At 38.8% G+C, this 12,899-nt stretch carries 18 protein-coding genes; 16 read left to right on the top strand and 2 right to left on the bottom strand.

What is annotated here, in order from left to right:
- The first annotated feature begins 29 nt into the window (after positions 1-29).
- A complete protein-coding gene (locus MCBB_RS08505; RefSeq protein WP_071907361.1) occupies positions 30-395 on the top strand; it encodes a hypothetical protein in 366 nt (121 codons plus the stop codon).
- An 89-nt stretch (positions 396-484) separates the two neighbouring features.
- Here the strand turns inward: MCBB_RS08505 and MCBB_RS08500 are convergent, their stop codons facing one another.
- Both MCBB_RS08500 and MCBB_RS08495 read right to left on the bottom strand, forming a co-directional pair.
- On the bottom strand, positions 485-685 hold the full coding sequence (locus tag MCBB_RS08500) for a helix-turn-helix transcriptional regulator (protein ID WP_071907360.1): 201 nt from the start codon (positions 683-685) through the stop codon (positions 485-487).
- The gene (locus tag MCBB_RS08495) at positions 682-1,245 is read right to left on the bottom strand and encodes a hypothetical protein (protein ID WP_071907359.1); all 564 of its coding nucleotides are present in this window, start codon (positions 1,243-1,245) and stop codon (positions 682-684) included. Before MCBB_RS08495 ends, MCBB_RS08500 begins: the two co-directional genes overlap by 4 nt.
- A 525-nt stretch (positions 1,246-1,770) precedes the next feature.
- Here MCBB_RS08495 and MCBB_RS08490 point away from each other — a divergent pair.
- The 15 genes from MCBB_RS08490 to ftsY all read left to right on the top strand — a co-directional run bounded on the left by MCBB_RS08490 (position 1,771) and on the right by ftsY (position 12,710).
- Positions 1,771-4,347 carry an STT3 domain-containing protein gene (locus tag MCBB_RS08490; RefSeq protein ID WP_231916343.1) on the top strand — a complete coding sequence of 859 codons (2,577 nt, stop codon included), beginning with the start codon at positions 1,771-1,773 and terminating at the stop codon, positions 4,345-4,347.
- A 276-nt stretch (positions 4,348-4,623) separates the two neighbouring features.
- Complete coding sequence (locus MCBB_RS08485; RefSeq protein ID WP_071907358.1) at positions 4,624-5,718, top strand: OBG GTPase family GTP-binding protein; 1,095 nt, start codon at positions 4,624-4,626, stop codon at positions 5,716-5,718.
- Between the two features lie 126 nt (positions 5,719-5,844).
- Positions 5,845-6,621, top strand: coding sequence for a sulfide-dependent adenosine diphosphate thiazole synthase (locus MCBB_RS08480; protein WP_071907357.1), 777 nt, complete (start codon positions 5,845-5,847; stop codon positions 6,619-6,621).
- A 190-nt stretch (positions 6,622-6,811) separates the two neighbouring features.
- Positions 6,812-7,372, top strand: coding sequence for an adenylate kinase family protein (locus MCBB_RS08475; protein ID WP_071907356.1), 561 nt, complete (start codon positions 6,812-6,814; stop codon positions 7,370-7,372).
- Between the two features lie 320 nt (positions 7,373-7,692).
- Positions 7,693-8,034 (top strand): ribonuclease P protein component 4, encoded by a 342-nt coding sequence (locus tag MCBB_RS08470; RefSeq protein ID WP_331709790.1) that lies wholly within the window; start codon positions 7,693-7,695, stop codon positions 8,032-8,034.
- Positions 8,027-8,260 (top strand): YhbY family RNA-binding protein, encoded by a 234-nt coding sequence (locus tag MCBB_RS08465; protein WP_071907354.1) that lies wholly within the window; start codon positions 8,027-8,029, stop codon positions 8,258-8,260. Before MCBB_RS08470 ends, MCBB_RS08465 begins: the two co-directional genes overlap by 8 nt.
- 14 nt (positions 8,261-8,274) lie before the next feature.
- Positions 8,275-8,715: a 30S ribosomal protein S19e gene (locus MCBB_RS08460; RefSeq protein ID WP_071907353.1), complete on the top strand. Its 441-nt coding sequence runs from the start codon at positions 8,275-8,277 to the stop codon at positions 8,713-8,715.
- Positions 8,716-8,728: 13 nt separating this feature from the next.
- Positions 8,729-9,076: a DNA-binding protein gene (locus MCBB_RS08455; RefSeq protein WP_071907352.1), complete on the top strand. Its 348-nt coding sequence runs from the start codon at positions 8,729-8,731 to the stop codon at positions 9,074-9,076.
- Entirely contained in the window at positions 9,073-9,669 is a 597-nt protein-coding gene (locus tag MCBB_RS08450) for a DUF7411 family protein (RefSeq protein ID WP_071907351.1), read from the top strand. Before MCBB_RS08455 ends, MCBB_RS08450 begins: the two co-directional genes overlap by 4 nt.
- Complete coding sequence (locus MCBB_RS08445; RefSeq protein ID WP_071907350.1) at positions 9,662-9,817, top strand: 50S ribosomal protein L39e; 156 nt, start codon at positions 9,662-9,664, stop codon at positions 9,815-9,817. The genes MCBB_RS08450 and MCBB_RS08445 overlap by 8 nt, the downstream gene beginning before the upstream one ends.
- 12 nt (positions 9,818-9,829) lie before the next feature.
- Positions 9,830-10,075: a 50S ribosomal protein L31e gene (locus MCBB_RS08440; protein ID WP_071907349.1), complete on the top strand. Its 246-nt coding sequence runs from the start codon at positions 9,830-9,832 to the stop codon at positions 10,073-10,075.
- Between the two features lie 10 nt (positions 10,076-10,085).
- Complete coding sequence (locus MCBB_RS08435) at positions 10,086-10,760, top strand: translation initiation factor IF-6 (protein ID WP_071907348.1); 675 nt, start codon at positions 10,086-10,088, stop codon at positions 10,758-10,760.
- Positions 10,757-10,987, top strand: a complete 231-nt coding sequence (gene rpl18a / locus MCBB_RS08430; protein WP_071907347.1) for a 50S ribosomal protein L18Ae — start codon at positions 10,757-10,759, stop codon at positions 10,985-10,987. Before MCBB_RS08435 ends, rpl18a begins: the two co-directional genes overlap by 4 nt.
- Positions 10,988-10,991: 4 nt before the next feature.
- Positions 10,992-11,417: a prefoldin subunit alpha gene (gene pfdA, locus MCBB_RS08425; RefSeq protein WP_071907346.1), complete on the top strand. Its 426-nt coding sequence runs from the start codon at positions 10,992-10,994 to the stop codon at positions 11,415-11,417.
- Between the two features lie 15 nt (positions 11,418-11,432).
- Complete coding sequence (ftsY, locus tag MCBB_RS08420) at positions 11,433-12,710, top strand: signal recognition particle-docking protein FtsY (RefSeq protein WP_071907345.1); 1,278 nt, start codon at positions 11,433-11,435, stop codon at positions 12,708-12,710.
- Positions 12,711-12,899: the final 189 nt, after the last annotated feature.

Raw genomic sequence — 12,899 nt, 5'->3', positions numbered from 1 at the left:
AAAATTTGAACAGTTGTATGAGGTAAATAATGAAAAACGGAATAGTTACTATAATGAAATGGATTCCATTTTTATTTTTTTTGTTTTTAATGGGTCTTAGTAAAAATCATTTATTTTTAATTCTTCCTTTGTCAGCAATTCTTCTTATTGTGACTTTTTTATTTCAAATAAAAAACTGGAAAGAAAAATGGTATTGTGTTGTTATTTTCCCTATTTGTGTAACCGAAGCTGTGGTGCTTGTTTATGTTTATCTATTTAGAACGGTATATCTACAAAGTTTAATTCTAAATGTTATATTCGTTAGTTTTATTTTAATAGTTGGAATGGAGCTGGGTTTATGTATCCTCAATATATTTAATTCTTGGAGAATAGGTTTTAAAGATAATTTTTCTTAAGTTTACTTCAATTTACTAACTGTAAACACAGAATAAGTTCGGGATCTATGGGTGAGCTACTGTTAATTCAAATAATCCAAGATCCTATTCTATTCCGTATCCTCAAATATGAAGATTTCTTCAATGCTTCCATTTAAAACCACTGCAATTTTATGGGCCAAATTGAGGGAGGGATTGTACTTTCCTTTTTCAAGAAATACAATTGTTTCTCTGCGGACTCCAACTTTATCTGCAAGTTCTGCCTGTGTGAGGTCGTACCTTGCTCTGTATTCCTTTATACGGGTTTTCATTCCACATCCCCCTTCATCTGAAGGTAGGTGTTTGTGATGAGCATGGTTGAGACCATGACGAATATGGTGACACCAAGTAGTTCTGCAGGGTTGTGCCATCTTCCAGCCCATTCTTGGGTTACAAGGAGAAAAGATACGAATACAAGGGTTATGTACCATGAGTAGGTTGCTGCAGTTGTTCCTATTTTCCTAACCCTTTCATCTGCTGATGTTTTATCCATGCCCATGTAGGTGAAGAAACCTGTCATTATGATGGTTATCCCCAGAAGAATTGCCACTGCCACAAGGTCGTTCATGGTCTTCAAGATGATTAGGGTCAGAGAAGCTGCGATCAGGCATAACGATCCTAACCATATACTCACTGTGTGCCATTCAAGATTTTCAAGCCATTTAAATCTGTTATTTTCGCCTTTTTTTGGAGATACTGCTTTTTTTGCCACGGGTTGTAAGAAGAACATGAAGAAAACGAAGAATACATAATAGTTGGGATCCTCCAGAATGTATCCTAAAACTCCTAAACATCCTAATATTCCCCAGTAAGCATTGACCTCAATTTTCATAACCTTTTTCCTCCTTTAAATTCATTTTTTCATACTTAATTTGGTATTTCAAAGAGTATTTCCTTTTAATTGTTCCTTTTACTGCATCCTGTATGATGCGTACCAACCGTGTTATATATCTCCAATAATTTGTTAGATTTATATAACATAATGTTAATTATATCTAACATACATCTAATTTAAATGTTTCTTTGTAGAAATATTCTAAAAGGTTAATTCTAAAGACGGATTATTTTCTTTAAAACATGGTTCACTTCGTTTTAAAAGGAGGTTCCTATGAATTGAACAATTAAAGAACAAAAAAGAACAAATAAAAAAGAGATATTTAAGAGAGAAGGTATTGTAACAGAGATACAAAAAAATGATGTACAGTTAAAACTTTTTTTGATGTTTCATTGGATCTGCAGTGATTCCATTGACCAGATTCAAGTGTCTTCCACGAACTTCATAATCTTACCTATTGAAGCATATGTTTTTATAAGATTTTTTTTATATAATACTTAGTTTAGAAAGAGATAAACTGGATTGTGCCAGGATGGGACTACTTACACAGTATCTTACATAGCACAGTCCCATAGAAAATCCATGATGTATTGGGTCCTGAAAGGGGTCATGGAATCATCAATAGAAAATAAAAAAATACTGGAGGATATAATGAATGCAAGAAAAGTTTTTTCCAAATACAAACCTTTAATAATCATTATCCTGCTGTTTTTGCTGGTCTTTTCTCTCCGAGCAGAGGCAGCTAATATTCCAGGCGTTCCAAGTTCAATGAAAGCCTACTATGAGGATGCAAACGGACTTCCATATTACAGTGAGATGGATTCCTACTACAACTACCGTATGACTCAGGACCTACTTACAAATGGGCATCTGGGTGATACTGTGATAAACGGTACAAATTGGGACTTGCATTCCTATTATCCTTCTGGAAGGTCTGCAGACTACCCACCACTCATAGCTTATGTAACAGCCTTTGCCTACAAAATAGCCAATGCATTTGCTGATGTTCCGTTGACACAAGTTGCCTTCTGGATTGGAGCATTCATAGCATCCCTCTGTGTCATACCAGCTTACCTGCTTGTAAGGAGGATTACAAATGATTATGGTGGAATCGTTGCAGCTGTACTTGCAGGACTGGCACCATCCTACTTCGCACACACATTTGCAGGGTTCTTCGACACGGACATGTTCAACATATTACTGCCACTTCTGGTGGTTTGGTTCTTCATTGAAAGCGTGCGCGCCCACAACCTGAAAAACAGGACAGTATTCGCAGTATTATCTGCCTTATCCCTGCTTGTTTTCGCAAAGGCATGGGAAGGATGGTGGTACCTATTCTATATGCTCATAGGTACAGTCGTTGTTTACCTACTGGCATCCCAGTACCTTTTCAACATGAAAACCATCAAACCCCTGGGTGATTATCCAAGCAAACTTGAATGGTTCAAGGATCAGCATGAAATCTTCTCCATTGTGGTATTTCTGCTTGTAAGCCTAGTTGCAATGTTAATATTCCTTGGAGCATCAGGATTATCCTCTGCACTTCTTCAACCATTAGGTGCCAGCCAGTTACAGTCCGCAGTGCAGAACACAGCCTATCCAAACGTTTACGTTTCAGTATCTGAATTACAGGTACCTAGTGTAAGCAGTGTTGTGGCAGGTGTTGGTGGAGTTGTTCCATTCCTCTTTGGAATATTAGGTGTGTTCCTAATGTTCTGGCAGCTGAAGCCTAAAACAAAAAAGGAAGAACCTAAAAATAAGGATAAAAAATCCCGTAAAAAAAGGAATAAACGTAAAAAAGAAGCAAAACCAGTTGAAACTGAAGATAAGAATAATATCAAGGAAGCAATGGAAAAAGAAAGAAGGAACTATCTCCTCTATGGAATATTGTTTTCAGTATGGCTTTTAATACTTGCTTATGCTATGACTAAGGGTGTAAGGTTCATAGAACCGTTCACATTACCTATAGCTCTTAGTGCAGGTATATTCGTAGGACTGCTCCTTGGATACGTTAAGGACCATATAAAAACCAATGGGTACCAGTATGTGGCAATGGCCATTGTGGTGGCTCTGGCAGTTTACTCACCGATCGTGAGTGCCTATGCAGTTTCAAGTGCTGTAGTACCGGGTACGGATGATTCAATGGTTTCATCCCTTACATGGATAAATAACAACACCTCAAACGATACCATAATAACGTCCTGGTGGGACTACGGACACCTCTTCACTGCAGTTGCAAACAGGCCTGTAACCTTCGACGGAGGATCACAGAACAGTCTAAGGGCTTACTGGGTTGGAAAAGCAATGTTAACGAGTAATGAGACGTTATCTGCAGGAATTCTCAAGATGCTTGCAACCAGTGGTGATCAGGGTCCATTGACACTTGAAAATTACACCAAAGACACTGGTAAAAGTGCAGAGATACTGAACAACATCCTTGGTGTTGATAAAGCTCAGGCTCAGACCTTACTCACAACGAAATATGGTTTAACAGCTGAACAGGCTCAAAATGTTCTCAAGTACACCCATCCTGATAAGGCGGCTCCACAAGTGTTTGTAACAAGTTCTGACATGGTTGGAAAAGCTTTGTGGTGGTCCTACTTTGGAAGCTGGAACTTCACATCACAAAATGGAACCTCCTATGGCTACTCAGTTGCACAGGCAAATACAACCAAAGTTGGAAACAACACTCTCTTTGTGGGTTCTAATGCAGTTGTCGGTCTTGTGAATGGAAACAACATCTCTGCAGGAGTTATGAATGTGAATGAAGTTCAAAGTGAGGTCAATCAGACGGGTTCATCACAGGTACTCAGCAGTATAGCAACTGAACTGCAGACAGGTAACGGTAGCCTGGTTCAGGAACCGCATAAACTTCTCGTGATAAACAATGGAAACTTGACCCAGAATCAGACGGTATCTGCGGATGGTACTTTCTCAATATACCTGTTTGTACAGAACAACACTTACATAACCGTTGCAATGAGCAGGGAACTCGAAGATTCAATGTTCACCAGGATGTTCTTCCTGAATGGATATGGTTTAACCCATTTCACGGCAAAACATGCAGATGCAGGAGTTACTGTTTGGAGTGTGACCTAAACTTCCACCCTTTTTTTATTTTTTTGGGGTTTTTCTAAGTTTTTTTAAAATTGTCATGGCTCATCACACTACAAAACCAGACCATCAAAAAATATATACAATTAAAAACTTTTTTAAGTGTAAAGGAATTAACTAGATATAATGAATTGACTGATTCTCTTGATGATTCATGAAAATGAATTGGATGGAATATTTGAATCATTAAAAATGGATTATAATAAATTTTATTAATCATTCATCAAATATACGTACTTTAACTAATTTTATGTGAGTTTTATGGCTATTGAAGACAGAATCAAAGACATTGAAGATGAGATCAAGAAAACCCAATATAACAAGGCCACATCCCACCATATAGGGAAACTTAAGGCCAAATTATCTAAACTAAAGGAAGAATCTCTTACAAGGAGCAGTTCTGGAAGTAAAGGAAGGGGTTTCAATATAAAAAAGAGTGGAGACTCCACAGTGGTTCTTCTGGGCTTTCCGTCAGTGGGAAAGTCCACGATACTGAACCAGCTCACCAATGCAGAGTCAAAAACAGGAGCTTACGAGTTCACAACCCTGGACATAGTTCCTGGAATAATGGAGTACCGGGGAGCTAAAATACAGATACTTGACATACCCGGAATAATAACCGGCGCATCCAAGGGAAAGGGAAGGGGAAGAGAAATACTTTCTGCTGCAAGAAATGCAGACCTCATACTCATGGTTCTTGATGTGTTCAACCCCCAGCACATGCACGTTATAATAAATGAGCTTAGAAACATTGGAATAAGGCCCAACGAATCTGTTCCAGACGTTACAGTTAAACCAAAGAAGATGGGCGGACTAAAAGTTTCTTCAACAGTTGAACTCACCAAGATTGATGAGAGAACCATAAGATCCATATTAACTGAGTATGGAATACACAGTGCAGATGTTCTTATACGTGGTGACGTTACAATGGACCAGTTCGTTGACTCAATGGATTCAAGCTGCTGCTACGTACCCATGCTCCTTGTTATAAATAAAATAGACCTTGCAGACCCAGATTACATTGCAGAAATAAAATCCAAATATCCAGATGCCCTTTTTATAGCTGCAGATAAGGGTCTGAACACAGAAGAGCTTAAAGATGATATATTTGATGCCCTGAAACTTATAAGGGTTTATTTAAAACCCCAGGGAAGAAAGGCGGACATGAAAGATCCTCTTATAATAAGGAAGGGCTCAACTGTTGGTGATGTTGCAGGTAGACTCCACAGGGAGTTTGTGCGCAACTTCAGGCATGCCAAGATCTGGGGAACTTCAGTCAAATTTCCAGGCCAGAAGGTTGGCCTTGACCATGTTTTAGATGATGAAGACATTTTAAGGATAATCCTTAAGAAATGAGATAATTTTATCATTTAATTTATAATTCTTTTCATGTTCATTCTGAAACAAATTAAAAACTTGAAGTTTACATTACTGGAAAAGAATTTTTATAGGATGAAATACTATATTTGAACTGGTGAAAAAATGAAACTGGACGATATAACAGTGTCAAAGGCGATAATTGAAGGATTTATGAATGATTTCCTTGATTACACTGATATGGATGTTGCAATAGGTGGTGGAGGTCCATCTGGACTTACAGCAGGATACTACCTTGCAAAGGCAGGCTACAAAGTTGCCCTATTCGAGAGAAAACTCAGTATGGGTGGGGGAATGTGGGGCGGCGGTATGATGTTCAACAAGATCGTTGTCCAGAGCGAGAGCAAGCACATCCTCGATGAATTCGGAATAAAAACAGAGGAGTACCAGGAAAACTACCATGTTGCAGATTCCATTGAATGTGTTTCAACCATCTGCTCAAAGGCATGCCAGGCAGGACTCAAGGTCTTCAACCTCATGTCCATAGAAGATGTAATGATCCATGAAAAGGGAGTTGAAGGTGTTGTACTCAACTGGAGCGCAGTTGAAATGGGAGGTCTCCACGTTGACCCATTAACAGTACGTGCAAAGGCAGTTGTTGATGCAACAGGACACCCATGTGAGATCGTCAAGATCATCCAAAGGAAGATGGGAGCTGAACTCCAGACAGAAACAGGTAAGATCATGGGTGAAAAATCCATGTGGGCAGATGTTGCAGAAAACAGGATAATGGACAACGTTGGTGAAGTTTACCCTGGAATGTACGTTACAGGAATGGCAGCAAACGCTGTACACGGTTCTCCACGTATGGGTCCAATATTCGGTGGAATGCTTCTCTCTGGTGAGAAGGTTGCCCAGATGCTTGCAGAGAAACTGGGATAAATCCTTTTATCCCAATTTTAATTTATTTAGGTTAATGATACGATCCAATTTTCCAATTAAATGGATGGCTTACGTTTAAATGTTTTAAATAAATTCTAGAAAGGAAGTCTTTTTAATCATAAATAATTATAAAAAATAGATAATTATAGAAACATTCTAAGCTCCTATAAAACATAATAATGGAATTAAAATGATAATACTCATCACAGGAACTCCTGGAACAGGTAAAAGCACAGTATCAAAGATTCTCAATGATAAACTCCATTTGGAGAATTTTCAAAGCACACTGGTACCTGTAAACGATCTCATCTATGAAAAACATCTCTACCATGGAGTGGATGAAGAAAAGGGTTACAAAATAGTGGATATTGAAGATATGTGCCTTGAAATTGATCATCTACTTGAAGATTCAAAGGATCCTATGAATCCCATGGTGTGGATCATTGAGGGGCACCTGTCACATTACCTCCAGGATGCAGATTTTGTGATAGTACTTCGTGCAAACCCCCATGTTCTAAGGCAACGTCTTAAAACCCGAAATTGGAAGGATTCAAAGATAAAAGAAAATGCAGAAGCAGAAGCCCTTGCTGTATGCACCTGTGAAGCTTACCAGATCCATGGGGAACGGGTGAACGAGATAGACACAACGGATATCTCGCCGGAGGAAACTGCAGAGCTCGTAATTGATGTTATCAATGATAAAAAACATTTCCCTGCAGGAAGTGTGGATTTCCTTCAGGACCTCCTGTGATATTGAAAATTTCATTCAACACTTGAATAAATTTAACACTTGAATAACCTTCAACTTATGCTTAATCAGAGGATATTCATGGTTGATCATCTGAAGATTTCCTTGGTTTTTCCATCTTAACTGGTTTGACACAAAGGTTTTTAAATGGAAAAATCAATAGACTATAATATTATTCTTAAGTACATTACCTGAATTATGGATGAATCCCTTTTAGATGTAATTCCAAATTCAAGCTGATAACTTAAGACCTGTATTTCTATATTATCTGATATCTTGTAGGTTGAGGCTAAACTTTGAGACGGGGAAGAAGACCAAAATGGATGTTAAAAATAGCAGAAGAGAGAATAAACATCCTGTTTGAGATGGCTGATGAAGAATTCGCCCAGCACCCTGAAAGATCCAACCGATACGTGCAGATGGCCAGAAACATTGCAAAAAAGTACAACATAAAGATGCCTGCACTCTGGAAGCGAAGGTTCTGCAAAGAATGTAAGAGCTTTCTTAAACCCGGTGAAAACTGTAGAGTAAGGCTTTCAAATTCATGTGTTACCATCAGATGCCTTGAATGTGGGAATACAATTATAATACCCTATGTAAATGAACAAAAATATAGAAGGAGAATGAAAATTGAACATACCTCCCAAGAAGGAACTGATGAATAGATCACTTTCAACTATCACCATAAACATTGGAAAATCTGGAGTAAATGAAAGCGTTATAGAAGAAATAAAAAGACAGCTTAAAGCTCATGAAGTTATAAAGATTAGATTTTCAAAAGGTATATCCACAGAGAAACAAAACTTTATTAAAGAGATCACTGAAAAATCAAAGTCTACACTTATTGATTTTAGAGGTAACGTTGCTGTATTATTCAAAAAAAAGAGGTAATTAGGAGGATAAATATGACCACAATTTACGATGTACCAGCAGACTCGCTCATCAGCGAAGTTGCAAAGGAGTTAAGCGAAAACAAAAAAGTAAACCCACCAGAATGGACAAGCTTTGTTAAAACGGGCGTCCACAAAGAGAGGAGACCAGAAAATCCTGATTGGTGGTATGTTAGATGCGCGTCCATACTCAGAAAAGTTTACATGGATGGTCCTGTTGGAATAAACAGCCTAAAAACATACTACGGTGGTAAAAAAGACAGGGGAACCAATCCTGAAAAATTCAAGAAGGGAAGCGGTGCCATAATAAGAGGAGCCTTACACCAGCTTGAAGATGCAGGTTTCGTTGCAAAAGCAGGTGATGAAGGAAGAATCATAACTCCTGCAGGCAAATCCTTCCTTGACAAAACATCCAACCAAATCATAAAAGACATTCCAGAACTTTCAAAATACTAAATGAGGGTTTTAAATGAGCGATATAGAGGAACTGCGACGTAAAAGGATGCAACAGCTCCAGCAGCAGGCCTCACAGCAAGCTTCACAGCAGGCTGCTCAAGCTGAATCCCAGGAACGTATGAGGCAGGAGTTAGAAGCTCAGAAAAGACAGGCAATGATGCAGATACTGACTCCAGAAGCCAGAAGCAGACTTGCAAATATACGCCTCACAAAACCAGAGTTCGTTGACCAGATAGAGCTTCAGCTCATCCAACTTGCACAGATGGGACGTATAAAATCCCAGATAAGTGATGATGAGCTCAAGGTACTTCTTACAAAACTCGCTGGTCAAAAAAGAGAGATCAAGATCACAAGAAAATGAACGCATGCGTACTCTACAGCGGGGGAAAAGACAGTTCCCTCATGGCTGTGATACTTCAAAGGCTTGGATATGAGGTTGAACTTGTAACAGTTAATTTCGGAACCTTTCCCTCATGGAAAGCTGCAGCAGAATCAGCTTCAAACTTAGGATTCAAACACAGGGTTCTTGAAGCAGATAAAAAAGTGCTGGAATCTGCTGTTGATACCATAATTCAGGATGGTTTTCCCAATAACGGTATAAACCATGTACACCTTCATGCACTTGAAGTGGCCTCGTTGAATTACGATCTTATTGCAGATGGAACGAGACGTGACGATAGGGTTCCAAAACTGAGGCTCAACCAGATACAGAGCTTTGAAGATAGAAATCATGTTCAGTACATGACACTTGCAGGCTTTGGCCATAGAACCATAGAAGACCTTTCAAAAAGACTTTTCACAGTTAAAAAAGAGTTAACAAGCATGAAGAATAATTCTGATTATGAGATTGAAATAAGGCATATGATAGGGGAACGTGAAGGAGAAGAAGCAGCATTCAACATATTCCCGGAGCATGTGCAATCAAGAGTAATAGGATGGAGAGAAAATGAGTAGAAACAAACCATTAGCTAAAAAATTAAGGCTAGCAAAAGCAGGCAAACAGAACAGAAGAGTGCCTCTATGGGTCATGCTTAAAACATCAAGAAAAGTAAGGGCTCATCCAAAAATGAGACAATGGAGAAGAAGTAAGGTTAAAGCATAGGAGGATTAACCAATGGAAAGAGTCTACGTTATCCCATTAAGGGATGTGAAAAAAGTACCAAGGACCATAAGGTCTCCAAGGGCAGTAAGATACATCAAAACGTTCTTAGAAAAACACATGAAATCTGATGACATAAAACTAGATGCCTCTGTCAACGAAAAAGTTTGGGAAAGGGGGATCCAGAAAATACCTTCACGAATAAAGGTCAAAGCAACAAAAGAAGAGGATGGTTCTGTATCAGTCACCCTAGCTGAATAGGTGTGGACTTATGATAAGAAGAATCAACATGGGCGGAAGCCCAAACCTCGGTGTTGCATTATCAGTAACAGAGAAAGTTGCAATAGCCCCACAGAACATCCAAGAAGGAATGGTTGACCTCATAAAGGAGTGCCTGGATGTTCCAGTTATCAAAACTCCAGTGAGCGGGAGTAACCTTCCAGGGGCATTAACCTGCGGTAACTCAAATGGGTTCATAGTTTCGAAGTACGCATTCGACAGTGAGATAGAAGCAATAAAAGCATCTGGAGTTGAAGTTGAAAGGATACCTGACAAACTCACAGCAGTTGGTAACATAATCCTTGCAAACGATTTCGGAGCAATTGTAAATCCATTACTATCTGATAAATCAGTTGAGTTAATTGCAGATGTCCTTGATGTTGAAGTTCAAAGGGGAACCATAGCAAACTTTAAGATCACAGGATCTGTTGCAGCTGCAACAAACAAAGGAGCTTTAGTACATCCTTCCACAACCCAAGAAGAAATGGAAGTAATTGAAAGAGTACTGAACGTTCCTGCAGATGTTGGAACAGTAAACAGCGGAACAAAACTCGTTGGCGCATGCACAGCTGCCAATTCCAATGGAGTTATTGTTGGCATCAACACAACAGGTCCAGAACTTGCAAGAATAGAAGAAGCATTCGGCTTTCTTGAGGGATACTTATGAAGACAAAAATATTTAGAATTCAGGGAAAATTCATGATGGGCAACGACTTAAAACCTTTCACAAGGGAGTTAAAATCCATCAGTGAAGATGACATACGTGAAAAGATATACTCAGAATTTGGAAGCAAACACAGGATAAACAGGAAAAAAATATTCATAGATGAAATAGCCGAAATCACAGCAGAAGAAGCTATAGATCCTTTGATAAAAGCTTTATCCCGTGAGTGATCACATGGAAGATAGACAAAAGCTTCAGGCATTGGTGGATGAGCTCAACATGTACCAGGGCCAGGCAGAGCTATTACAACAGCAAATTGAAGGTTTACAGGCCACAATTACTGATATCACCATAGCAAAGGATACATTGAAGGCTATAAGTGGTAAAGATGACACTGAAACAATGGTACCAATAGGTGCAGGTTCCTTCGTCATGACAGAACTTAAAAATACTGATGAAGTTGTTGTAAGCCTTGGAGCTGGTGTGGCTGTTAAAAAGAAAATAGCTGATGCAGAAGAAACCCTTGAAGACCAGAAGAAGGAACTTGAAGGAGTCCTGCAGAAGATGAATTCTGACCTTCAGAAGATCACCAATTACATAATGAAGAAGAGTCCAGAGGCTGAAGCCCTCCTACAGAAAGTGGAAGGCCAAGACCAGTAGGGATGTGAACACCACTTGTTTGAATCACTTAAAAAGAAACTTTCAGGTACAGTAGGAAAGATCTCAGACAAATTAGCAGATGAAATTCCTGAAGAAACAGAAGAAAAAATTGAAGCTAAAGAGGAAGCTTCAAAAACAGTACCTTCTGAGGATACTTCTGAGATTCCTTCTGAAGAAAGTTCTCTTGCAGAAGAAACAGAAGAAAAACCTTCTGTAGATGAAAAAACTGCAGAACCTGAGGAAAAACCCTCTAAAAAATCAGGTTTAATGGGATTTTTAAGGGGTAAAAGTTCTTCTGAAGAAGATGAAACAGCTGGTGGAGATGTGGAATCTCAGGTTTCATCTGAAGCTGAGCCTGATACTTCAGGAGCAGATTCAACATCCTCCGAAATCATTGAGGAAGCTGAAGAAAAATCAGGCATACTCTCCTTTGTAAGTCACAAAACCATTTCAGAAAAGGATATAGATGATATATTGTTTGAACTTGAAATGGCCCTTCTTGAAGGTGATGTGGCCCTTGAAGTTGCAGAGAAAATTGTTTCCTCTGTCAAGGAAGACCTTGTGGGTCGTAAGATCCGAAGAAGAAGTGATGTTGCAGATTTCACAAAGGAAGCTCTTAAAAATGCTATTTCTGAAATTTTAAATGTTGAAACCCCAGATATAAATGAACTTCTTCTTAACAGTCGTGAAACTGGCGAACCACTCAAACTCATGTTTGTGGGAATCAATGGAACCGGTAAAACCACGACCATAGCCAAGGTTGCAACCCACTTCATTGAAAAGGGTTACACTCCAGTTATAGCAGCTGCAGATACATTCAGAGCAGGTGCAATTGAACAGATAACCCACCACGCCGATAAAATTGGGGTTAAAATCATAAAGCACCAGAAGGGTGCAGATCCAGCTGCAGTTGCCTTTGATGCAGTTGCACATGCACGTGCAAAGGGAAAGGAACTGGTCCTCGTTGACACAGCTGGGCGTATGCAGACCAACACCAACCTTATGGATGAAATGAAGAAGATAAAACGGGTTATAAAACCTGACATGATCATATTCGTTGGTGATGCACTTACAGGAAACGATGCAGTTGAACAGGCCCAAAAATTTGATGATGCAGTTGGAGTTAATGGAATTATACTCACAAAGGCAGACGCAGATGCTAAGGGTGGTGCAGCACTTTCCATAGGATACGTTATCCAGAAACCAATACTATTCTTAGGCTTAGGTCAAAGTTATGGTGACATAATGGAGTTCAAACCTGAATGGATGGTTGAACAGATATTCGGCGAGTAATGCTATTAATTCTACTTTTAATAAAAATCCGCCAAACCCATTTTATATTTCACCTCAAAAGTACTGATTTTTGATTTAAATCAAATATTTCACTAATTTTTTTAATTATAATATTTTTATGAATTTTTTAATTATGTTCTATGTTGTTTGAACTTTTTTCATCTTAAATAGGGATCAAATCCAGTTTAT

Source organism: Methanobacterium congolense, assembly GCF_900095295.1.
Classification (GTDB): domain Archaea; phylum Methanobacteriota; class Methanobacteria; order Methanobacteriales; family Methanobacteriaceae; genus Methanobacterium_C; species Methanobacterium_C congolense.
This window is presented reverse-complemented; position numbering and strand designations above follow the sequence as displayed.

Excerpts from the sequence above, each read along its gene's own strand:
- MCBB_RS08505 (WP_071907361.1), top strand. The coding sequence starts at position 30 with ATGAAAAACGGAATAGTTACTATAATGAAATGGATTCCATTTTTATTT.
- MCBB_RS08500 (WP_071907360.1), bottom strand. The coding sequence starts at position 685 with ATGAAAACCCGTATAAAGGAATACAGAGCAAGGTACGACCTCACACAG.
- MCBB_RS08495 (WP_071907359.1), bottom strand. The coding sequence starts at position 1,245 with ATGAAAATTGAGGTCAATGCTTACTGGGGAATATTAGGATGTTTAGGA.
- MCBB_RS08485 (WP_071907358.1), top strand. The coding sequence starts at position 4,624 with ATGGCTATTGAAGACAGAATCAAAGACATTGAAGATGAGATCAAGAAA.
- MCBB_RS08480 (WP_071907357.1), top strand. The coding sequence starts at position 5,845 with ATGAAACTGGACGATATAACAGTGTCAAAGGCGATAATTGAAGGATTT.
- MCBB_RS08475 (WP_071907356.1), top strand. The coding sequence starts at position 6,812 with ATGATAATACTCATCACAGGAACTCCTGGAACAGGTAAAAGCACAGTA.
- MCBB_RS08470 (WP_331709790.1), top strand. The coding sequence starts at position 7,693 with ATGTTAAAAATAGCAGAAGAGAGAATAAACATCCTGTTTGAGATGGCT.
- MCBB_RS08465 (WP_071907354.1), top strand. The coding sequence starts at position 8,027 with ATGAATAGATCACTTTCAACTATCACCATAAACATTGGAAAATCTGGA.
- MCBB_RS08460 (WP_071907353.1), top strand. The coding sequence starts at position 8,275 with ATGACCACAATTTACGATGTACCAGCAGACTCGCTCATCAGCGAAGTT.
- MCBB_RS08455 (WP_071907352.1), top strand. The coding sequence starts at position 8,729 with ATGAGCGATATAGAGGAACTGCGACGTAAAAGGATGCAACAGCTCCAG.
- MCBB_RS08450 (WP_071907351.1), top strand. The coding sequence starts at position 9,073 with ATGAACGCATGCGTACTCTACAGCGGGGGAAAAGACAGTTCCCTCATG.
- MCBB_RS08445 (WP_071907350.1), top strand. The coding sequence starts at position 9,662 with ATGAGTAGAAACAAACCATTAGCTAAAAAATTAAGGCTAGCAAAAGCA.
- MCBB_RS08440 (WP_071907349.1), top strand. The coding sequence starts at position 9,830 with ATGGAAAGAGTCTACGTTATCCCATTAAGGGATGTGAAAAAAGTACCA.
- MCBB_RS08435 (WP_071907348.1), top strand. The coding sequence starts at position 10,086 with ATGATAAGAAGAATCAACATGGGCGGAAGCCCAAACCTCGGTGTTGCA.
- rpl18a (WP_071907347.1), top strand. The coding sequence starts at position 10,757 with ATGAAGACAAAAATATTTAGAATTCAGGGAAAATTCATGATGGGCAAC.
- pfdA (WP_071907346.1), top strand. The coding sequence starts at position 10,992 with ATGGAAGATAGACAAAAGCTTCAGGCATTGGTGGATGAGCTCAACATG.